This window comes from Nibricoccus aquaticus (assembly GCF_002310495.1).
GTDB lineage: Bacteria > Verrucomicrobiota > Verrucomicrobiia > Opitutales > Opitutaceae > Nibricoccus > Nibricoccus aquaticus.
The window spans coordinates 2,947,609-2,967,497 of record NZ_CP023344.1 but is presented as its reverse complement, the minus strand read 5'-3'; the positions used below and the strand labels follow the sequence as shown (position 1 = coordinate 2,967,497).

The 19,889-nt window shown below is 61.0% G+C and carries 20 protein-coding genes and 1 tRNA gene; 8 read left to right on the top strand and 13 right to left on the bottom strand.

What is annotated here, in order from left to right; genetic code table 11:
* Positions 1-87 precede the first annotated feature (87 nt).
* Genes CMV30_RS11885 through ilvA form a run of 4 tightly spaced genes read left to right on the top strand, consistent with a single transcriptional unit; the run spans position 88 to position 4,069 of the window.
* Positions 88-849 carry an amidohydrolase family protein gene (locus CMV30_RS11885; protein WP_096056229.1) on the top strand — a complete coding sequence of 254 codons (762 nt, stop codon included), beginning with the start codon at positions 88-90 and terminating at the stop codon, positions 847-849.
* Positions 846-1,604: an amidohydrolase family protein gene (locus CMV30_RS11880; protein ID WP_096056228.1), complete on the top strand. Its 759-nt coding sequence runs from the start codon at positions 846-848 to the stop codon at positions 1,602-1,604. Before CMV30_RS11885 ends, CMV30_RS11880 begins: the two co-directional genes overlap by 4 nt.
* The gene (locus tag CMV30_RS11875) at positions 1,601-2,809 is read left to right on the top strand and encodes a DegT/DnrJ/EryC1/StrS family aminotransferase (protein ID WP_096056227.1); all 1,209 of its coding nucleotides are present in this window, start codon (positions 1,601-1,603) and stop codon (positions 2,807-2,809) included. The genes CMV30_RS11880 and CMV30_RS11875 overlap by 4 nt, the downstream gene beginning before the upstream one ends.
* A gap of 54 nt (positions 2,810-2,863) precedes the next feature.
* Complete coding sequence (ilvA, locus tag CMV30_RS11870; RefSeq protein ID WP_245844149.1) at positions 2,864-4,069, top strand: threonine ammonia-lyase; 1,206 nt, start codon at positions 2,864-2,866, stop codon at positions 4,067-4,069.
* A 48-nt stretch (positions 4,070-4,117) separates the two neighbouring features.
* On the opposite strand, the gene CMV30_RS11865 is transcribed toward ilvA, so the two are convergent.
* Complete coding sequence (locus tag CMV30_RS11865) at positions 4,118-5,137, bottom strand: aromatic ring-hydroxylating oxygenase subunit alpha (protein WP_175414849.1); 1,020 nt, start codon at positions 5,135-5,137, stop codon at positions 4,118-4,120.
* 96 nt (positions 5,138-5,233) lie between these two features.
* Here CMV30_RS11865 and CMV30_RS11860 point away from each other — a divergent pair, with 96 nt between their 5' ends.
* A complete protein-coding gene (locus CMV30_RS11860; RefSeq protein WP_096056224.1) occupies positions 5,234-6,076 on the top strand; it encodes a helix-turn-helix transcriptional regulator in 843 nt (280 codons plus the stop codon).
* A 35-nt stretch (positions 6,077-6,111) separates the two neighbouring features.
* Here CMV30_RS11860 and CMV30_RS11855 read toward each other — a convergent pair whose 3' ends face one another.
* Positions 6,112-6,345, bottom strand: a complete 234-nt coding sequence (locus CMV30_RS11855; protein ID WP_138223268.1) for a hypothetical protein — start codon at positions 6,343-6,345, stop codon at positions 6,112-6,114.
* 756 nt (positions 6,346-7,101) lie between these two features.
* Here CMV30_RS11855 and CMV30_RS19495 point away from each other — a divergent pair.
* Positions 7,102-7,419, top strand: coding sequence for a helix-turn-helix domain-containing protein (locus CMV30_RS19495; protein ID WP_138223267.1), 318 nt, complete (start codon positions 7,102-7,104; stop codon positions 7,417-7,419).
* An 11-nt stretch (positions 7,420-7,430) separates the two neighbouring features.
* Here the strand turns inward: CMV30_RS19495 and CMV30_RS11850 are convergent, their stop codons facing one another.
* On the bottom strand, positions 7,431-8,414 hold the full coding sequence (locus CMV30_RS11850; protein WP_096056222.1) for a tyrosine-type recombinase/integrase: 984 nt from the start codon (positions 8,412-8,414) through the stop codon (positions 7,431-7,433).
* 227 nt (positions 8,415-8,641) lie between these two features.
* On the opposite strand from CMV30_RS11850, the gene CMV30_RS11845 reads away from it, so the two are divergent.
* Positions 8,642-8,726 (top strand) — tRNA-Leu (locus CMV30_RS11845).
* Between the two features lie 64 nt (positions 8,727-8,790).
* Here CMV30_RS11845 and CMV30_RS11840 read toward each other — a convergent pair.
* The 6 genes from CMV30_RS11840 to folP all read right to left on the bottom strand — a co-directional run bounded on the left by CMV30_RS11840 (position 8,791) and on the right by folP (position 13,738).
* Positions 8,791-9,582, bottom strand: a complete 792-nt coding sequence (locus tag CMV30_RS11840; RefSeq protein WP_138223266.1) for a hypothetical protein — start codon at positions 9,580-9,582, stop codon at positions 8,791-8,793.
* 102 nt (positions 9,583-9,684) lie between these two features.
* Positions 9,685-10,485 (bottom strand): aminotransferase class IV, encoded by an 801-nt coding sequence (locus tag CMV30_RS11835; protein WP_138223265.1) that lies wholly within the window; start codon positions 10,483-10,485, stop codon positions 9,685-9,687.
* A complete protein-coding gene (pabB, locus tag CMV30_RS11830; protein ID WP_138223264.1) occupies positions 10,482-11,939 on the bottom strand; it encodes an aminodeoxychorismate synthase component I in 1,458 nt (485 codons plus the stop codon). Before pabB ends, CMV30_RS11835 begins: the two co-directional genes overlap by 4 nt.
* 5 nt (positions 11,940-11,944) lie before the next feature.
* The gene (folK, locus tag CMV30_RS11825) at positions 11,945-12,460 is read right to left on the bottom strand and encodes a 2-amino-4-hydroxy-6-hydroxymethyldihydropteridine diphosphokinase (protein ID WP_217494382.1); all 516 of its coding nucleotides are present in this window, start codon (positions 12,458-12,460) and stop codon (positions 11,945-11,947) included.
* On the bottom strand, positions 12,453-12,818 hold the full coding sequence (gene folB, locus CMV30_RS11820; protein ID WP_096056217.1) for a dihydroneopterin aldolase: 366 nt from the start codon (positions 12,816-12,818) through the stop codon (positions 12,453-12,455). The genes folK and folB overlap by 8 nt, the downstream gene beginning before the upstream one ends.
* Positions 12,818-13,738, bottom strand: a complete 921-nt coding sequence (gene folP / locus CMV30_RS11815; RefSeq protein ID WP_096056216.1) for a dihydropteroate synthase — start codon at positions 13,736-13,738, stop codon at positions 12,818-12,820. Before folP ends, folB begins: the two co-directional genes overlap by 1 nt.
* A 299-nt stretch (positions 13,739-14,037) precedes the next feature.
* Here folP and CMV30_RS11810 point away from each other — a divergent pair, with 299 nt between their 5' ends.
* Entirely contained in the window at positions 14,038-14,676 is a 639-nt protein-coding gene (locus tag CMV30_RS11810; RefSeq protein WP_096056215.1) for a bifunctional 4-hydroxy-2-oxoglutarate aldolase/2-dehydro-3-deoxy-phosphogluconate aldolase, read from the top strand.
* 396 nt (positions 14,677-15,072) lie between these two features.
* On the opposite strand, the gene CMV30_RS11805 is transcribed toward CMV30_RS11810, so the two are convergent.
* The 4 genes from CMV30_RS11805 to aroC all read right to left on the bottom strand — a co-directional run bounded on the left by CMV30_RS11805 (position 15,073) and on the right by aroC (position 19,811).
* Complete coding sequence (locus CMV30_RS11805; protein WP_245844147.1) at positions 15,073-15,858, bottom strand: hypothetical protein; 786 nt, start codon at positions 15,856-15,858, stop codon at positions 15,073-15,075.
* A gap of 89 nt (positions 15,859-15,947) precedes the next feature.
* Positions 15,948-16,877 (bottom strand): hypothetical protein, encoded by a 930-nt coding sequence (locus tag CMV30_RS11800; RefSeq protein ID WP_096056213.1) that lies wholly within the window; start codon positions 16,875-16,877, stop codon positions 15,948-15,950.
* A gap of 4 nt (positions 16,878-16,881) precedes the next feature.
* The gene (locus CMV30_RS11795; RefSeq protein WP_096056212.1) at positions 16,882-18,447 is read right to left on the bottom strand and encodes an RNA polymerase sigma factor; all 1,566 of its coding nucleotides are present in this window, start codon (positions 18,445-18,447) and stop codon (positions 16,882-16,884) included.
* Positions 18,448-18,716: 269 nt separating this feature from the next.
* Entirely contained in the window at positions 18,717-19,811 is a 1,095-nt protein-coding gene (gene aroC, locus CMV30_RS11790) for a chorismate synthase (protein WP_096056211.1), read from the bottom strand.
* Between the last annotated feature and the right edge of the window lie 78 nt (positions 19,812-19,889).

Genomic DNA, 19,889 nt, shown 5'->3' with positions numbered 1-19,889 from the left:
TTTTGGGGAAATTTCTGAAAACAAACGCGGCCGCAGAGAACCTTTACTCGCGAACGCGTCCGCCCCGGCCACCCTTCAAGCACCGCCATGATCGACATACACACCCACCCGCTCTGCGTGAACGAGGGCCAGGATTTTCCTCAGGTGGCGCCGCTCATTGCGCGTGCGAAGCAGCACGGCATCCAGCACTGCGTCGCACTCGGCGACGTTCTCGCCTTCGGCCGGCTGCCGACCGCACAACAGATCCGCAAAATAAACGAAGACACCGCGAAGGTCGTCCACTCGCACCCCAAATTCTTCACCGGATTCTGTCACCTCAACCCCACGCTCGGTGAGCGTGCCGTATGGAGCGAAGTGGAGCACGGCATCGAACTCGGACTGCGTGGCATCAAACTCGAAATAGCCAACAATGCCCGCGATGCCTGCATGAAACCCGTCATGCAAGCCGCCGCCCGCCACGATCTCATCGTGCTCCAGCACGCCTGGAGCATGACAAAGATTCGCCAGCGTCGCTATCACACCGACCCCGAGGATGCTGCGTGGCTCGCGCGCAAACATCCCGGCGTCCGTATGATTATGGCGCATCTGACAGGCTGCGGTGTGCGCGGCGTGCTCGCTGCCAAGCATATCGACAACCTCTGGGTCGATACGTCGGGCGCCGCACCCGAAGCGGGAATTGTCGAATACGCGGTCGAACACCTCGGCGACCGCCGCATCCTGTACGGTTCGGACATTCCGATCCGCGATTTCGCCTCGGCACTCGCCCGCATCACTGGCTCCGCACTCAGCAAACGCAGCCAGCAACGCATCCTCAACGACAACGCCCGCGAACTCCTCCGCCTGTCATGAAGCTCTTCGATGCTAACACTTGGATCGGCGCCTGGCCGTTCGCGCTGCTGACTGAGTTCACTGCCGCCTCACTGGCCAAGCATCTCAAAGCGCACAAAATCGACCGCGCCCTCGTCTCCTCGCTGCAAAGTGTTTTTCACCCCGAGCCCGGCTTCGGCAATCGCCACCTCCTGCGCGAAACGCGCCGCCAGCCCGCGCTCGTCCCGGTCCCTGTCATCAATCCCTCGCTCGCGAATTGGAGAGAAGAACTCGCGACGGTCACCGCCGATTCACGCGTTCGCGCCGTCCGGATTCTCCCGAATTATCATAACTACCGCCTCACTCATCGCGCCGTGAATGCTCTGTTGCACGAACTGCACTCGCAGGGTCTGCGTCTCATCGTCAACGCCCGCCTGATCGATGAACGCCACGAATACTTCGCCATGAAAATGAAGGGAGTTCCGACCGCAGATCTCTCGCGTCTGCTCCGCCGGCACCCCGACGTTCCCATCCTCGCCACCGGCCTCGGCCGAACCGAGATCATCGCACTTACTCCCGAACACCCAAATCTGCTGGCCGAGTTCTCCTACGCCGAGTGGCACAACACCGTGGAATATCTCCTCACGCGCGCGGACCCTAGCCAGCTCGTGTTCGGCACACTGACGCCGTTCCTGGTCACCGAAGCGGGTGTCAGAAAACTAACTACCGCGAAGATCTCTCCAGCAGACGCGAAAAAAATGTCTTCGGAAAACCTCCGAAAATTTCTGGCCGTATGATTTTGCCATTCCCCTTGCTCAACGAACCGCTCCCCCAGCCCAAACGCTGGGGCGAACCCGAGCGTGAGCGTCTGGAGTCGATGCTCGCCCAGCCGTCGCTTTTTTACTGGCAGGGAGCTCAGACCACTGGGCTGCTAACCGAGTTTCGCCGGCACTATCCACTCCCGCAGGCGTTTCCCACGTCATCCGGCAGCGCCGCCATTCATGTCGCCATCGCGAGCATGCGCCTGCAGCCGGGCGAGGAAGTCATCGTTCCAGCGATCACCGACATGGGTTCGGTCATCGGCATTCTTTACCAGCAAGGCGTGCCCGTTTTCGCGGACGTCGATCCGCACACTTACACACTCGATGTCGCCGATGTCCGCCGCCGCATCACATCGAAAACGCGCGCGATCATGCCCGTCCACCTCGCAGGAAATCCCTGCGACATGCACGCGATCATGCAGCTCGCAAAACAACACAACTTGTCCGTGATCGAGGACTGCGCCCAAGCCTGGGGTGCCCGCCATCAAGGCCGCCCGGTCGGTCTCGAAGGCGACCTCGCGTGTTTTTCGTTCAACGACTATAAACACCTCAGCTGCGGCGACGGTGGCATCGTCGCGACGAAAAACGCGATGATCGGCGCTGAACTCGGCAAATGGGGCGACAAGTTTTATGATCGCGTGAAAGGCGGTCGCGACCCCGAGGAACTTGCGCCCAACTACCGCATGAGCGAGCCACAAGCAGCGGTCGCTGCCGCCCAACTCACAAAACTCCCGGAAATCGCGGCCGTCCGCACGCGCGCCGGCAACCGGCTCACCACCCTTCTCCAAGACACCCCCGGACTGCATCTTCCCAAGGTGAACGCGGGCGACACGCACAGCTACTGGTTCTATTTGCTGCGCATGGAAACCGACCGGTTTGCGTGCTCGCGCGACGACTACGCCAAAGCGCTCGCGAGCGAAGGCGTCGCGTGCACCGCCGGTTACATCCCACGCGCCGTCTATCGTTATCCCGTGTTTCAGACGCATGGATTTTTCGGCGGTCACTGGCCGATCCGCGACTTCGGTCTCACCCAAATGGATTACCGCTCCGTCAGCTGCCCAGTGGCCGACGCCATCCTCGCAGACGCCGTGAAGCTCACAATCAACGAAGCCATGAGCGACGACTACGTGGAAAAGATCGCCCGCGCGGTCAGAACCGTGACCGCGCGCCTGCTCTACTAAGGCGGGCTCATGGCTACGCGAATAAAACGCTCTCCAAAAGCCGCTGCTCCCCAGGTGCTGCTTGACGACATTCAGGCCGCGGCTCTCCGTATCGAAAATTCGGTGCTGCTTACACCGTGCACGGAGTCACACGCATTAAGCGAGATCACCGGATCACGCATCTTCTGCAAACTGGACAACCTTCAGCACACCGGCTCGTTCAAGGAACGCGGCGCGTGCAATGCATTGATGCAACTCCCCGCGCCCGCGCGTCGTCTGGGCGTCATCGCAGCCAGCGCGGGCAATCATGCGCTCGGCTTGTCTTACCACGCACGTCGCCTCGGAATTCCCGCCACCGTGGTGATGCCGGTCCAGGCTCCACTCATCAAAATCACCCGATGCGAACGCCTGGGAGCCCGCGTCATTCTCCACGGAAGCGATTTCAGCGAAGCCCGTGCGCACGCGCAGACGCTCGCTCAACAGGAAGCTCTTTCCTATATCCACGGCTTCGATGATCCGCAGATCATCGCGGGTCAGGGCACCATCGGACTAGAAGTCCTTGCCCAAGTTCCGCATCTCGACGCGATGATCATCCCGATCGGCGGCGGCGGCCTTATCGCTGGCGCCGCCATCGCGATCAAATCACTCAATCCGAAGATAAAGATCATCGGCGTGGAATCGTCTCAGGCCGCCGCTTTTTCCGCAGCGCTCTCTGCCGGTCATCCGGTCCCGCTTCCCAAACTGCCCACGCTCGCCGACGGTCTCGCCGTCTTCGAGGTGGGATCCACCGCATTCACTCTCGCCCGTCCACACATCGATCAAGTCGTCACGGTGGACGAAAACACCATTGCTCTCGCGATCCTGCGCCACATCGAACTGGAAAAAACCGTGGTCGAGGGCGCGGCCGCAACGCCTCTGGCCGCGCTGATTTCCGGACAACTTCCCGAGCTAAAAGGAAAGACCGTCGCGCTGGCTATCGGCGGCGGGAACATCGATCCACTAATCCTCAGCTCCGTCGTCGAAAAAAGCCTGGTTACGGACGGCCGCTTGATCCGTTTTGTCGTCGGCATCAGCGACCGTCCCGGCGGCCTCGCCCGTCTCACGCGCACGATCGCCGACGCGGGAGCCAGCATCAAAGACATCGCACACGATCGCACCTTCAACGGTCCCGACACCAGCGCGGTCCGGGTGACGTGTACCGTGGAAACGCGAAACCGTTCGCACATTGCTGAGATGAACCAGGCGCTCCAGCGCGCCGGCTTCACCGTGTCGCCCGCTTGATCGCAGGATCACAGCGCACTCAGGCAACGCATACGTGATCAGACCCTTTTACTGCGGCGTGCGCCCCGTGAGCCACTGCCGAAGCGTCTTTTGAAACGTGTTCGCGAGCGTGTCTCCCGGCGTGACCAAAACGCCCCAGCCACCTCGCGCGGGGTTGATAGGCACCTCGCGTGGGATCTGCAGCTCGCACATCTGCCGGTCTTCATCGAGTACGCGGATCGCAAACTCGATTTGCGAATCCGGCGGCGGTCCGCGGAAATCGGGTGAAATCGCGACCGACCAAAAGACCGTGCAGCTTTCCTGCGTATTTGGCGAAGGGATATGAACAAGCACTCGTTCATCGCCGTCGGTGAAGGACTGCCGGATCGTCGTGAAATTCGGCAGGAAACACCGCTGCATGCGGTGATGCGCGCTCTGAAGTTTTCCCGGTTGTTCGTGTGGAGTGGTCAGCGCGGGAAACGGAGCGTCCATCTGAAACCCGTCCGGATGCACCTGGATGTCCATCTCGGGGATTTTCGGATCGGCGCATTTCCCCAGCGTGGATGCATGCGCGAAAGCGAAATGCGTCATGTCGAGGTAGTTCTCCACCTCGCGGCGCCAGCCCGATCCAAAAACCATCGGCGGCCCCATTTTGTAGGTCCATCGCGGATCTTCGAACTCAGGCACCTCCGGCAATTCATGAGGGCTGGACGCATCCAGTTTCACCCAGATGTAGCCATAACGCTCTTTCACCGGATACGAATGCAGATGCGACAACGCCAGCTTGTCCGGATTAGGCGCCACCAACGACGGGATGGACTGACACGCACCTGACGCATCGAAGCGCCAGCCGTGATAAGCGCACATCAACTCCCCATCGCGAATGCAGCCGGCGGAGAGACGGGCGCCCTTGTGAGGACAAGCCACGTCGGCGGCCAGCAGAGCGCCGTCATCAAACCGCGCGACGACTAATTCCGTCTCCAGCAATTTGTAGCCGATCACTTTTCCCTTCGGCAGATCGACGGCATTGGCCACCGGTTGCCAGGTTCCTCGCATCGCTTTGAACGCGTTCTCTTCGCTGAGTTGCATGAATTTATTGGGGTTGGGGAATGAGGCATCCAAGCATAGCGTGCCCGTCCGTTTCCTTCTTGGCTTTTGAAGCATCGATTATTGGCTTATCGGGCAGTGCCGAAAGTTTCCCGTCCACTCTCGATTCAACTGCCTACTTCCGGAATTGCCTTTGCCGAGAGCCATCACGCCCAGAACTTCCAGATGGCACCCCGGACTGATGCTTTCCAAAAACTGCTCTACGTGGTCGATGGTCAGATCTCCTACCAAGAGGATGGAAAGCCCGAGGTCCGGGCGGCACGCGGCGCGTTGATCCTGGTTTCAGCCGGCGCACAACACGTCATCTCGGACATGCAGCCATCGACCCTGCTTATCTTCTGTTTCACCGACAGCTTCCTCGGAAAAGAAACGGAGCTTGCTCAGCTCTGGCGCAAACTCAGCCACACACGTGCGCCTCACATTCAAGTCAGCCAACCAATGATGCTCCAGTTTGAGTCGCTGTGGCGGCGGGCCATTCTAGAACAGTCCCACGTCCGCCTCGGGAGCGAGACCGCCATCCGGGCGATCGCGTTGCAGGTCTTGGTTCTGCTCTCACGCACGCCCACCCGCCGTCCTGAAGCGGATATTCCGCGTCGGCTGGAAGAATTGGCGAGGGAACTGAGCGAAACCTTTTATGAGCCGTGGACCTTGGACAAGGCTGCTGCCCGGGCAGGAATCTCCAGACGGCATTTCAGCGGAAAATACCGGGAGCTCACAGGACGCACGTTCGCCGAACATTTGATCCAGCTACGGATGAACCACGCCGCCACGCTGCTTCAAACCGGCAAACACTCGATCTCCGGCGTGATTTTCGCCTGCGGCTTTGGAGACGTTTCCCATTTCTACCGCCTCTTTAAGAAAAAATACAAAGTACCCCCAAAACACTGGCAGCTACGCTCTGCCGCTGATCGTAAAATATAATCCCCAGTTAAAACTCGAGGTGTGACCAGGCTCGATTAACTGCCCGCGAACACTTTCGTGATCGCTTTGAGTCGCGAGTCGCACTTCTCGCGTGAACTTTTCGCCAGCGATGCATCCAGAAAAGAACGCTGCCGGTACTGCTCGATAAAGTAACCGGCGTTCACGTCGACGCCCGCACCCCGAGCAAGGGCACTTCGGCCGCGTGCCTCCTTTTCAACGTCGCCCGAACGCAGTTTGGCCGCCGTAAATACCGAGGTCTTAAGGGGCACGCTATTTTTCCTTGCCGCTGGTACCAAGAAGTCCGCCAAGCACTCCAGCTAGAAATCCGGTATAATTGTACGACGCACCGTTACGCGTATTTTGGTGCGTCTAGCAGGTACCGCGTATTTCGGTCTTGGATTCGACGGAGGCATCAACTCGGTGGCCGATTCCGAGTCCGTAGGTAACCACCGATTTGAATCCTACGCGCTGGGAACTTACGCAGACCGCACCACCGTTCGTGGTTTATATCCCGACATCAAAAGCCCCGAAACTGAAATGGATGCGATCGCCTCCAGTCACTATCAGCATCACAGGACGGTTCCTGTTTCAGTCCCAATAGGCCCCGCCGTGTGGCGCCAACAGAAAATTCGTGAAGCGCATTCTGTTTGTCGGGTTCAACCTGAGGCGGTAAAGTGTCTTCCAGTCAGCGGGAGGCTAGTCCTTCACCTGACACCGATTCGTTTTAGTTGGACCGAAAGCCACTCGTCCACCGGAGCCTCCTGACTGACCTCCCATGAATTAGGTTATCGCGGCCTACAAACCACACTGGTTTTCTTAAAACCGTCACTATATGGTGAATACCGGTATACGCAGCACACGAAGAACGATAGCGAGCTCACCACACGCTTTACATACCGGTATGATCCACCCGAGCGGCGAGTGCATCTGTGTACTCGTCGCATCCCAACCTCATCGACCAGCCCATAATCGTCGGCCCGCTATCATGAAGAGAACTATCAACTAGAACTCTAAATCCCGCTAAAATGATCCTATTCAGCGCACTCTTCATCAACAACGGAAAAATCCACCAAATAACGTTTAAAGCTCCAGATATCGACGCCGCTGCAAATCTAGCTGCAGCGTTGGGCTGCGGACTTGAAGGCGAAGCCACGACAAGCCAAGCGACCCCGCCCCCTTCGCTATTACCGGAGGCGGTAGACGAAAAAAACGCGCGACACATGCTAGGCGGCATTTCACGAACAACCCTCTACCGCTTTCTCGTTCGCGGAAAGTTGGAACGAGTAGCAGGCACGAGGAAGGTCCTCGTCACGCGGCGTTCCATTGAACGCTTTTGCGCGTGAAAGCGGTCGCTTCAAAAGACCACTTTAGCCGCAGCCGCAATGCTGTGCTCTTGGCGAAGATGCCCGTAGGTTTTCATCGCCAGAGCGCCGCCGTCGGAATGACCAAGCCACCGAGAAACCGTCGGAATATCGACGCCACTTTCGATGCAGCGCGTTGCGAAAAGATGCCGGAGATCGTGATGGGTTAAAACCTTCAGCCCCGTCTCTTGGCACGCGTGACGAAGAGCCGGGAGACACTCACCAACCTTCAAGACAGCGGTATCTGAAGTTTCATTTTCACGGCCGACCCGCATCGCCTTGAGGTGTGATGCCAGTTTCGGAAATAAAGGGATGGTCCGATAGCTACTTTCCGATTTCGAACCAGGGATGGTAATGACGCCCCTGGATTCATCGACGTGGCGCCACTTCACTGCGGTCGCCTCCCGTAAACGTGCGCCGCTGTAAGCGAGGAAGCACACCAAATCAGCAGCATCCTTGGACCACCTAGACCCCGCCGTCCTCACCCGTTGAACCAGTTTCTCGAACTCCTGAATCGACGGGAGTTCAAGCCGCTTCTTTTTGAGGGGCACCTTTTGCAAGGATGCCGCCGGATTTTCGTAGATCACGCCAGCATCGCGGGCTAGTTCGAAAACCGCTCGCAGAGCGTCCACCGTTTTGTTGAAGGCAGACGCCGACATACCGACCCGCCTGGTTTTTGCCCGTGGTGCCACAAACCCAGTTCCAATGCGCAAAGCCGACGCCGCCCATTGACGGCAATCGTCGGCACTGATCCGGCGAATATCCCGGCTTTCAATCCCCGCCCACCTCTTCGTGATAGCTTTTAGGGTCGAATCGCGCCTTTCCCGTGAGCTTTTCGCCAGCGATGCATCCAGAAACGAACGCCGCCGGTACTGCTCGATAAAGTAACCGGCGGTCACGTCGACGCCCGCACCCCGAGCAAGGGCACTTCGGCCGCGTGTCTCCTTTTCAACGTCGCCCGAACGCAGTTTGGCCACCGTAAATACCGAGGTCTTAAGGGCACGCTAATTTTCCTTGCCGTTCACTTTTGCGCGGGCGTAGTACGTCCCGCTCTGACCGTTGCGAACTAGGTTCGTAACGTTTGTTCTTTCCCACGTCTTTCCACGCTTTCTTTCCCCACAAGTGATTGTGTGGAAAATCTCGCGTAGAAATGACGCAAATGGATCATGGATTTCGTGACGCGAGTCACAAAAAAGAACACCCTGCCCGGGTGGTGGAATTGGTAGACACGCAGGTCTCAGAAGCCTGTGCCTAACAGCATCGCGGTTCGAGTCCGCGCCCGGGCACCACTTGGCAGCACCAGCAAAATTCTGCTGGAAATAACCACGACGCAAATCCTGAGCGCTCCCGTCCTCACTCCATATTGTCGTTAAACAACAGTAGATTCTCCGGCGCTTCGATCACATCCGAGATCACCGCCCAGCGATAATACTGAGTCTCTCCCTCCACCACGCGCGATGCGTGTGCGACCACGAAATACGCGCCATCCACCCGGTGCTTCAGCGTGAATTTCCCATCAGCCTTCGTCGTCGTCGTAAACTCCGCTGGCGTCACCAGCATCCACCCCAGGGCCGCCATCTCCATCGCCGCGTTGAACTGCTTCATCGCTCCCGCACCGTCACCCGCCTTCGCCAGGATCTCGGCATTCAGTCCGTGCATACGCGACGCCTCCCACGGATTCGTCTGATACCATGCCGTCTGCTCACGATAGGCCTCCTTCGCGTAAACCGAGACCACCACCCCGGCCAGCTTCACATCCCCCGCATCGTTCGTGGAAACGAAAACCTGCCCGGACAAAACACGCTCTTCACCCGCCTCCGGCTTCACCATCGGCGGTGTCGGAAAATCGTAGCTCACCTTGGCCAAAGTCTTTTCGCCCGCGTCGCCGTTCTCCCCCTCGGCCTTCCGCTGCGCCTTCAAACTCCCGCGCAACTCCTCCGGAAACTCCTCGTACTTCACCGCCGCCGCCCCACCCGCATGGCTCACCAAAACGCCGCTCGCCGAATAACTCCGCGCCATCGCCAGCTTCAGCGTCTTCCCTGAACCCAGTTTCAACTCCTCCACCGGCTCCTCGATCAACGGCGCCGCCACACCCGCTCCACACATCACCAGACACGAAAAAATCAGCACCGTCGTTTTCATCATCCCACCATGTCGGCGCATCCCCGCCTCCCGGAAGCCCATTGGTTTTTCACGCACACTTTTAGCCTGCTCTTTACGCCCAGACCAGGAGCCTCACGGCTTAATTTAGGGCAATAACCCCAACGCCGCCCGATCAAACGCCACCGCCACTTCCCGCGTCACCACGCAGCGCGATACATCGAACGCCCGCGCATCCCACCCGCGCACCGGCATCACGCCCATCAACGCATTCGTCACAAAAATTTCCGCCGCCTCCCGCAGCCGCACCTCCGTCAACTCACCCGCGCGCACCGGCCGCGAAATCCCCTCCAGCCCCAGCACCACCTCGCGCGCAACGCCCGGCAATAACCCCGCGCTCACCTCCGGCGTCACGATCTCATCGCGAAAAACCGCGAACACAGTCGTCGTCGCCGCTTCCAGCACGCGCCCGCCCTCGTCAATCCACAGCGCATCGTCAAAACCCGCCGCCACCGCCGCGCGCTTCGCCTCCGCATGCACGCCATAATCCAGCGTCTTGTGCCGCCACCACACTCGCGCTTCCCGCGCTTCGCACCTTCTCGTTATCAACCGAAATCCCCGCGCCACCGCCTCCACTCCATACGCATGAGGCCGGTTTGAAATAACTTCTTCCGCCAGCCCTCCCTCACCGGCAAACCACACCACTTTCACCCCGCCATCGACGACACCGTTAGCCGCCACACACGCCGCACAACGCCCCGCCAGCCCCGTCGTTCCCAGCCCCGCCGCCAGCCCTACCGCCTTCGCGTCCCGCTCCAGCCGCGCCGCATGTCTCTCCAAAAACTCCACCCGCCCGCTCCGCACGCGCATCGTCGTAAATACGCCCACAGCCGTTGGCGAAACTCCAGCCGCTTCATTCGACACCAGTTTTCCGTTCAGCAAAATCACGACCGCACTCCTCCCGCGCCCGCCTGCGTCAGCGCCGCCCGCAACGCCTTTGCCTTCGTCAGCGTCTCCGCGTATTCGCTTTCCGGATCGGAGTCCCACACCACGCCGCCGCCCGCGTGGAAATACGCCCGCCCTCCCACGCACGTGATCGTCCGGATCGCGATGTTCAGCTCCGCCCGCCCGTCGAAGCCCAGATAGCCCATCGCCCCCGTGTACAAATGCCTCCGGTGCGGCTCCAGCTCGTCGATGATCTGCATCGCCCGGATCTTCGGCGCCCCCGTGATCGACCCGCCAGGAAACGCGGCGCGGATGCAGTCAAAAACATCCCGCCCTTCGGCCAGCCGTCCCGACACTTCCGCCACCTGATGCCACACCGTCGGATGCGCCTCCAGCGCGTACAGATTTTCCACCCGCACCGACCCCGGCACGCACACCCGCCCCAGATCGTTGCGCTCCAAATCCACAATCATGAGCAACTCCGCGCGATCCTTCTCACTCACCGCCAGCTCCGCTTTCAACGCCGCATCCTCCCCCGCATCGCGCCCACGCGGACGCGTCCCCTTGATCGGCCGCGTCGTCACCGCCTCGCCCTCCACCCGCAAAAACCGCTCCGGCGAAACCCCCGCCACCTGCACACCGCCGAAATTCAAAAAGCACCCATACGGCGCCGGACTCTGCTTTCTCAACTTTCGATAAAGCTCTGCCGCCGCACACGGCATCACCGTCTCGAACCGCTGGCTCAGATTGATCTGATAAACATCTCCGCTGCGGATGAACTCCTTCACCCGCCCCACCGCCCGCACATACCCCTCGCGCGAAAAATTCGCCGCGATCTCCGCCTTCCCGCCACGCCCACCCACCCCGCTCCGCTCCGTCTCACCTACCTCCGCGTGCTCTCCCGCCAACGCCGCCCGCACCTCCCGCTCGATCCGCGCCAACACTTTCTCCGCCTCTCCCTTATGGCGCCGATTCGTCGCCACAAAAACGCTCCCACTCGCCTCCTCGCACACCACCACCCCGTCATAAAACGCCCACTCCGCCTCCGCCACCGCCAGATCGTCCGCACTCGTCCGCTTCACGCCTTCGAACCTCAGCCCAAACTCGTACGAAAAAAATCCCACCGCCCCGCCCGCAAACGGCACCCGCTCCTTTTCCGAATCCTGTCCCTCCTGTAAATCCTGCCCAAACTCCGCCCCGATTCTCCCGTGCAGTTTCCGTAACTCCTCCAGCGGCTCCCCCTCCGTCCTCTCCACGCGCCCATCCGCCCACGTCACTTCCGCCGCTCCGCCCGCCGCCACCCGAAACACCGCCAGCGGCCCGAACCCGATAAACGAATACCGCCCCAGCCCGTCCGCCGGCAGCGCGCTCTCCAAAAAAAATGCGTGCGCCTTCTCCGCCGTCGCCGCGAACACCGCCGCCATCCCGCCATCGATCCGAAGTTCGCGCGTATGCATCACGCTCACTCCGCCTTCTTCGACTCGCGCCAGAACAGCGCCCCCTTCTTCCGCACACCCGAGCCTTCTTCACCGAGCGCGCCCACCAGCTCCGCCACCGGCACCCCGTCGAGTTTCAACTTCGGCGCCAGCTCAGCCAGCGGCACCAGCACAAACGCCCGCTCATGCATCCGCGGATGCGGGATCGTCAGTTTTTCATCCGCCTGCGCCACGCCTTCGCACCAGAGCACATCCAGATCCACCGTGCGCGGCCCCCAGCGCTCACGCCGCTCCCGCCCCAGCTCGGTCTCCACCCGCAGGCACGTGTTGAGCAACGCATACGGCGGCAGCTCCGTCTTCAATTTCGCCACCAGATTCAAAAAATCCGGCTGCTGCGTCAGTCCCACCGGCTTCGTCTCATAGAGCGACGAAACCGCCACCACCTTCACGCCCGGCGTCGCATCCAGCCTGCGCAACGCCTCCGCCATCAGCGCCTCGCGATCGCCGAGATTTCCGCCGAGGCCTATGAAAACTTCACTCACGGGATTTACTGGTTTCGAGCGACACATGATCCAGCACCCCCGGCAGCGGCACCGACGGCTTGCGAATCGTGATCTCCACTTTCTGCACACTCGCGAAATCCGCCAGCACGCGATCCATGATCCGCCCCGCCAGCGTTTCGAGCAGCTTCACATGCGCGCCTTCAACCACCTCGCGGCACATCGCATAGATGTTCACGTAGTCCACCGTGTCCGCCAGATCGTCCGTCTTCGTCGCCCGCGCGATGTCCGTCGTCAGCGTCAGATCGATTTGAAACCGCTGCCCCAGCGCGTTCTCCGCCGTCAGATGGCCGTGGTAGCCATAAAAAGCCATGTTCCGAAGATGGATGCGTGCGTTCATCAGGAATGAAAAGGATGCAACGACTGCGCCCGGATCGCGCTCGCCATCCGCGCCGCCCGCACATTCGCCGCGACATCATGCACGCGCACGATCTCCACGCCCTGCCATACCGCCAGCGTCGTCGTCGCCAGAGTGCCTTCAAGCCGGTCCTCCACCGGCTGCCCGCCCAGCACATGCCCGATGACCGACTTCCGCGAAGCCCCCAGCAGCAGCGGACAACCCAACCCGCGCAATCCCGCCAGCCGCCCCATGATTTCGAGATTCTGCTCCTGCGTCTTGAAAAAGCCGATACCCGGATCGAGTACCACCCGCTCCGCCGTCACGCCCGCCTCCGCCGCGATCTCCAGCGAACGCGCCAGCCACATCTTCATCCGCTCGATCAAATCCACCACCGCGATCCCATGCGCCGTATCACCCGGCCTCCGCACATAATCGCGAAACCGCTCGTCGTGATGCATCGCCACCACCGCCGCGCCATACTCCCCCGCCAGCCGCGCCATCTCCGGCGCGCCCTGCAACCCATGCACGTCATTCACCACCTGCGCCCCCGCTTCGAGCGCCGCCCGCGCCACCGCCGGTTTGTACGTGTCGATCGACACCACCGCTTTCCCCAACCGCACCAGCGCCTCGATCACCGGCACCACGCGCGCGATTTCCTCCTCCGCCGAAATCTCCACAAACCCCGGCCGCGTCGATTGCCCGCCCACATCGACGATTCCCGCCCCGTCCGCCACCATGCGCTCCGCTTGCGCCACCGCACTTTCCCGCAGCGCATGTTTCCCGCCGTCGAAAAACGAATCCGGCGTCACATTCAAAATCCCCATGATCACCGGTGCCCCGCCGAGCTCGATCACCCGCTCGCGGCAACGCCACAAACGCACACCAGGGACTGACACGAGGTTGTTAGGATCGATGGTCATCAAGCGAGGAGCGCCCGGTGTGAACCAACTTCCCCCCGACGCCAAGCGCCGCTTTCCGAAGCGTCCGCCCCCTCGCCACCCTCCTCCCCCCACCCAGCTTGTAACGTATCACGCTACATCCCCCACCAAGATTCACCGCCTGCCTTCACACATCCACCCTTCCGACCCGCTCCCCATCCTTCCCCATCTGCGTAATCTGTGGTTAAAAAAAGTCCGACTAACCCTCCGCACACCGCCGGCTTCTGTTTCGCAAAAAAAGTTTCCCCGCCGCCCCTCCCGCGCCTACAACCCCACTCCCCATGAAAAAAGACGCCGTTCTCACAAAAATTAAGTCCGAGAAGGTCGTCGCGCTCATCCGCGCCGACGGTCCCGATGGTCTCCTCGATTGCGCCAAGGCGCTCGCCGAGGGCGGCCTCACGAGCATCGAGCTCACCATGACGACCCCGGGCGCCATCCGCGTCCTCGAAAAAGCCACTGCCGAACTCCCCGATTTCATCTTCGGCCTCGGCACCGTCCTAGACGCCGAAACCGCCCGCGCCGGCATCCTCGCCGGAGCCAAGTTCATCGTCACACCCGCCACCCGCCCCGACGTCATCGAGGTCTGCAAACGCTACAGCATTCCGATTTTCTCCGGTGCCTTCACTCCCACCGAAATCCTCCGCGCCTGGGAAGCCGGCTCAGACGCCATCAAGATCTTCCCCGCCGAATTCTTCGGCCCCAACTACATCAAATCCGTCAAAGCCCCCTTCCCCCAGATCGACTTCGTGCCCACCGGCGGCGTGAACGAAACCAACGTCGGCGACTTCCTCAAAGCCGGCGCCATGGCCACCGCCGCCGGCAGCTCCCTCGTTGATGCGAAAGCGCTCAAGGAAAAGAACTGGGCCGCCATCACCGCCAAAGCCAAAGCCTTCGCCGCCGCAGTCGCCGCCGCGAAGTAATCTCTCGCACTGCCTGCGTTTGCCAATGGAGGGACGACCTCCGTGTCGTCCTCGGAACCCGGGCCGCCCGCCTCAACAGCGAGCCCTTCAAAAAATCCGCGCCGGTCTGCCCGCGCGGATTTTTATTTAGAACCACAGAGACACAGAGCTCACAGAGAACAAACCGAAGAGCCTCCTGCATTCCTCCTCTCCGTACCCTCTGTGCCTCTGTGGTTCATCCCATTTCAGTATCCGATCCTTCGCTCCGACCTTAGCGCCTTCGCGTCTTCGCGATTAACCAAACCCCGGGAGTGACCAACCCACGCGATCCGGAACCAGTCCACCTCAGCCCTCCGTATCCATTCCCATCCGTGAAATCTGTGGTTAAAAATTCCGACAAACGCCCCATCAGCCCACTCAACCCAGAAACTTCGCCACGTCCGGGATCTCGATCACGCGCCGCCCACCCAGCCGCCGCTCCATGTACGGATCGACCGCCTGTGTGACCTCGACCTCTTCGTTCAGCGCCGTGCCTTCCTCAGCATCGTCCTCGCCCGTCTCGATCATCTCCTCGGCATCGACGCCATCGACGACCCAATCCGGCTCATCGAACAGATGCGACATCCGCCGCGCCTCGGGCTCCAGCAGCAACGGCGGATTCTTCACCCGTCCGCCCTTCACCATCTCAAAAAGCGCCGGATAAAACTTATCCTTAAACAACGTCTGGAAATCCGACATCCACTTGTTCGCCACGCCCTCGCGCTTCGTCAGCAGCACCACATCCGAAAAGTGGATGCACGCCTCATACCACGCGATCAGCGCCTTATTTTTTTCCGCGAGCTGACAATCCACGACGGTGAACACCCGGGCCATCTCCGCGCCGCTCGACTCCACCCAAGGCTTGAACGCCTCCAGCTGATCCACCGGATTCCCCCGCCCATCCGTCACGAAAAACACATGCGTCGCCCCCTCGATCGCGCCCTCCGGCACCTCGATCCCCGCTTCCGCCCCGAGAAACCGCCAGCGCACAATTCTCCCCAGCTTCGCATCGCGCTCATCCGCCGCCTCGCCCTCCGCGAGCAACACGACCGCCTGCTCATCCGAATCGAGCCCATCCGTGATCAAATCCGCCAGCACCTCACGCCGCCCGGACCCAGAGGCACCGAGGATCACATAAACAAGAGGTTTCGCTGAATCATTCATGCCGCGCACAAAACCCATTCCCCAAAAAACCGCCAGCGGCTTCTTCCGAAGATCTCCGGCAATCCCGCGATCAAGGCACGACCCTCAACTCATCGCGTCGCAGCCGCTTTGGTCGCATCTTCCTTGGCCAGCTCCTCATGGATAAAGACCGTGGCATCCATCACGTCGTGCATCGTGCGCCGCTCGTTTGTCTCGGCCACGAGCAACTCATATTGTTCCGCCGACATAAACTCCCGCGCTTTCGCCCAGCCGGCATCCCAGTCCATCTCCCCAAATTGCACCTGCCCTCCGTTTCGGAAATTCGTGTTCATCGCCGCCAGCACCTCTGTCACCCGTGTCACCTGCTCCTCAGTCGCTGGCACCCCTAGCAACGCCGCTTTACCCACATAGCCCAGCACCAGTTCCCGCATCGGCTGCATCCGCCTGAACTGGTCGAAGTCCTTAAATCCCTCTTCGCCAAGCACCGCCTTCTCAGCCACAGCCAGCGCCGCCTGCGCCTCTTTACGCTGAACCGCCACCGCCGGATCGTCGTATCCGAGTTTATGATCCCGGCGGATCGCCGCGATATCCAGCTTGGCAGCCTCATAATCCGACCACGCTGCACTCAACCGCTCGATCTGTTCTGACGTCAGCTTTTTCTCCCGCAAAAACACTCCGTACTTCACGACCAAATCTGCGCGTAACGCCTTCAATTTCAAAAGCTGCAACTGCGGATCTTTATCCAGTCGCTGCTCCGATTGCTTAGGAGCCAGTGCTTTCATGAGCGCCGTTTTCTCCGCGTCCGCTTTCGCTTTATCCGCCTTGGCACGTTCGTTCGTTTCCGCGTTCTCGACTCCGCTCCGGCGTTTTTCAATCGCATGGAAGCGCGCTTTCAATTCCTGCAGACGTACTTCACACACCACGCGCTCCTGCTCGGCCCTGTCACGCGCCGCTTTCGCCCACGTCCACACTGCCCCAGAGCCCGCCGTCCAGCTCAAGAGCGAAATCCACAGCACGCCTTTCATCCACCGGTTGTTCATACGCTTACTTTCTGAGACTCCGTTTCGCCGCCTGTTGATTCGCCCATGCCGCCTCGGCTTGGAGTTGTTTGACGCTCAGGACCGACAGCTGCTCCGTAGACAAAAACCGCGACGCCTCCGCACGGATTTTCTCCCAATACTGCGTCGCAGTCATGCCCGGCGCTCCCCTCTCCCTGCCAAAAAGCTTCGCCAACGCCTTGCCTTGCTCCTGCGTAACCGATGCGCCCCCGTCGAATAAAAGCGCGGCGGTCCTCTCCGCCTCCGCCCTCACTCCGGCCTCCTGCTCAAACTGACCAAGCGCTTTATAGCCTTCATCTCCTAGTAGCTCCTTCAGCTTTTGATTCCGTTCCGCACTTTTGAGTTTCCGCGGTATGCGCAGACTTATCCGCCCATCATCCAAGGATATCCCGGGGATCTCATTCGAGAGCTGAATCTCCTCAAACTGCGCCCGCTGCTCTGCCGTCAGTTTCAGCTCCCGATAAAAAGGCAGATACTTAAGCACCACGCCCGCTCGATACTGCGCGATCAACGCGGTCTTCACCTCTGGATGTTTCGCCATCAACGCATCGCCCAGCGCCACCGGATCCTCCTTCGGTTTTTCCTTCTCCGCTTTCGCAAACGCCGCTGCGGCAGCTGCCTTTTCCTCCGCACGTCTTGCCGCCTCCTGCTCCGCCAGTTTCAACGCACGTTCAGCCTCTTCAGCTTTTCCCAACAGCATTGCATATTCGGCCTTCACGCCCGCTAGCACTGCCTCCGTATCGCGCTTCGCGGAGATTTCCTTAACCGCAAAAAAGGTCGCCACTCCAGCGACCGCCACCACTCCCACCGTTTTGATCACACTCATAAATCCCACCGCGCCGAAGCCCAGCGCCACACCCGCACCGCCCGACGCCACCCCCGCCAACGCCCCCTGCGAAACCATCGCCGCCAGCCCCACCGGAGCCCCCATCGCCGCATCGCCCGCCAGCGCCACACCGAGCGCTGCTGACGTCGATTTCACGCCGCGCCGCTCCAGCAACCCGCGCAATTTCTCCAACGCCCGGCTCGTCCGCATCCGCGCGGCATCCTCGCTCAACCGGAGCGCCGCCCCGATCTCTCCAAACCCCTTCCCGCCAAAAAACCGCAGCAGCACCGCTTCCCGCTCCGCCACGCTCAACTCCCCCAGCGCCTCATCCAGCACCGGCCGCACCGCCTCCCAATCCACCGACGCCCCATCGCCACCGGCGCCCACCTTCGCGCCCGCACCATCATCCAAATATTCGCTCATAACAAACGCTCCTTTCTCGCGACGCCTCCGTCGCTCTTCGCTTCGCCGCACATCGCGCGCGATCCGCCGCGTAGCTTCATAAAGCCAGCCCGCTATACTCGCATAACCGCGCAACGAATCCGCCTTCCGCGCCAGCAACGTAAACACGCTCTGCGCCACATCCTCCGCCCGATGCGCATCGCCCGCCACCAACCTCAGCGCCGTCCGATAAACCATCCCCACATGCCGCTCCACGAGCGCGCCAAACGCCCCGGAGTCCTTCGACTCCAAAAACCGTCCGATCAACTGCGCATCATCCATCATGGCTTCACATGACTATTGGCCACCGATGCAGGAACCGAACAAAGAAAACTCCGCTCATCACTTTGCGTCTTTTTGCGCCTCTTTACGGCCACTCCTCCCCACCTGCAAAACTCCGCCCCGCCCGCTCCGTTTCTCCGCGTCCTCCGCGCCTCTGCGGTGAACTATCCGCCTCCTCGCGCTCGATCTTCGCCTCGTTGCGTCTTCGCGTTTCACCTCACCATCGCAATCCCCTCACCACCGCCCGCGCTGCCCCTCCCGCCCACGTCATCTCAAAACCGAAACGTCCCGTTCTGCGCATTCTGCCGCATCCAGTGATCGACCAGCACCAGCGCCGCCATCGCTTCCACGATCGGCACCGCCCGCGGCAACACACACGCATCGTGACGCCCCTTGCCCATCAACTCCGTCGCGTTCCCCTGCACATCGACCGTCTTCTGCAGCTGCAAAATCGTCGCCGTCGGCTTGAACGCCACGTTGAAGAAAATCTCCTCCCCATTGCTAATCCCTCCCTGAATCCCACCCGAGCGATTCGTCACCGTGCGCGTCTTGCCGTCCCGCACTTCAAACAAATCATTGTGCTCCGATCCCTTCAGCAGCGTCCCGCCAAAACCGCTCCCCACCTCAAATCCCTTCGTCGCCGGCAGCGACAGCATCGCCTTCCCCAGATCGGCCTCCAGCCGGTCAAACACCGGCTCGCCCAATCCCGCCGGGATTCCCCGCACGCGACACCGGATCACGCCGCCCACCGAATCGCCTTCCGAGCGCACCGCCTTGATCCGCTCGATCATCTTCGCCGCCGTCTCGCCATGCGGACAGCGAATCGCCGTCGCCTCCACGTCCGCAGCCGCCGGGAAATTCTCCAACGCACTCTCCGGCGCCGCGATGTCCTGTATTCGCGTGACAAATGCCCGGATCTCCACGCCGGCCGACGCCAGTATCTTCTTCGCGATCGCCCCCGCCGCCACACGCCCGATCGTCTCGCGCGCCGAGCTCCGCCCGCCACCCGCATGATCGCGAATGCCGAACTTCGATTGATAAGTGAAATCCGCGTGCGACGGCCGGAACTTGTCCTTCATCTCCGAGTACGCGCTCGACCGGTGATCGGCATTCCTCACCAGCATCGCGATCGGCGTTCCCGTGGTTTTGCCCTCGAAGATCCCTGAAATAATCTCCACGCGATCCTCCTCCTTGCGCGGCGTCACGATGTCACTCTGCCCCGGACGCCGCCGGTCCAGCTCCACTTGGATTTCATCCGCCGTGATCGGCAGATTCGGCGGACACCCATCGATCACCACGCCCACCCCCGCGCCATGACTCTCGCCCCAGGTGCTGATCGTGAAGTTCTTTCCAAAGCTATTCGGCATCGTCGTAGAAAAAACGCACGCTTGCGCCCGACTTTCTCACCCGCAAGCGACAAATCCCGGCAACCTGCACCGCGCGTC

Excerpts from the sequence above, each read along its gene's own strand:
- CMV30_RS11885 (WP_096056229.1), top strand. The coding sequence starts at position 88 with ATGATCGACATACACACCCACCCGCTCTGCGTGAACGAGGGCCAGGAT.
- CMV30_RS11880 (WP_096056228.1), top strand. The coding sequence starts at position 846 with ATGAAGCTCTTCGATGCTAACACTTGGATCGGCGCCTGGCCGTTCGCG.
- CMV30_RS11875 (WP_096056227.1), top strand. The coding sequence starts at position 1,601 with ATGATTTTGCCATTCCCCTTGCTCAACGAACCGCTCCCCCAGCCCAAA.
- CMV30_RS11865 (WP_175414849.1), bottom strand. The coding sequence starts at position 5,137 with ATGCAACTCAGCGAAGAGAACGCGTTCAAAGCGATGCGAGGAACCTGG.
- CMV30_RS19495 (WP_138223267.1), top strand. The coding sequence starts at position 7,102 with ATGATCCTATTCAGCGCACTCTTCATCAACAACGGAAAAATCCACCAA.
- CMV30_RS11840 (WP_138223266.1), bottom strand. The coding sequence starts at position 9,582 with ATGATGAAAACGACGGTGCTGATTTTTTCGTGTCTGGTGATGTGTGGA.
- pabB (WP_138223264.1), bottom strand. The coding sequence starts at position 11,939 with ATGCATACGCGCGAACTTCGGATCGATGGCGGGATGGCGGCGGTGTTC.
- folB (WP_096056217.1), bottom strand. The coding sequence starts at position 12,818 with ATGAACGCACGCATCCATCTTCGGAACATGGCTTTTTATGGCTACCAC.
- folP (WP_096056216.1), bottom strand. The coding sequence starts at position 13,738 with ATGACCATCGATCCTAACAACCTCGTGTCAGTCCCTGGTGTGCGTTTG.
- CMV30_RS11810 (WP_096056215.1), top strand. The coding sequence starts at position 14,038 with ATGAAAAAAGACGCCGTTCTCACAAAAATTAAGTCCGAGAAGGTCGTC.
- CMV30_RS11805 (WP_245844147.1), bottom strand. The coding sequence starts at position 15,858 with ATGAATGATTCAGCGAAACCTCTTGTTTATGTGATCCTCGGTGCCTCT.
- CMV30_RS11800 (WP_096056213.1), bottom strand. The coding sequence starts at position 16,877 with ATGAACAACCGGTGGATGAAAGGCGTGCTGTGGATTTCGCTCTTGAGC.
- CMV30_RS11795 (WP_096056212.1), bottom strand. The coding sequence starts at position 18,447 with ATGATGGATGATGCGCAGTTGATCGGACGGTTTTTGGAGTCGAAGGAC.
- aroC (WP_096056211.1), bottom strand. The coding sequence starts at position 19,811 with ATGCCGAATAGCTTTGGAAAGAACTTCACGATCAGCACCTGGGGCGAG.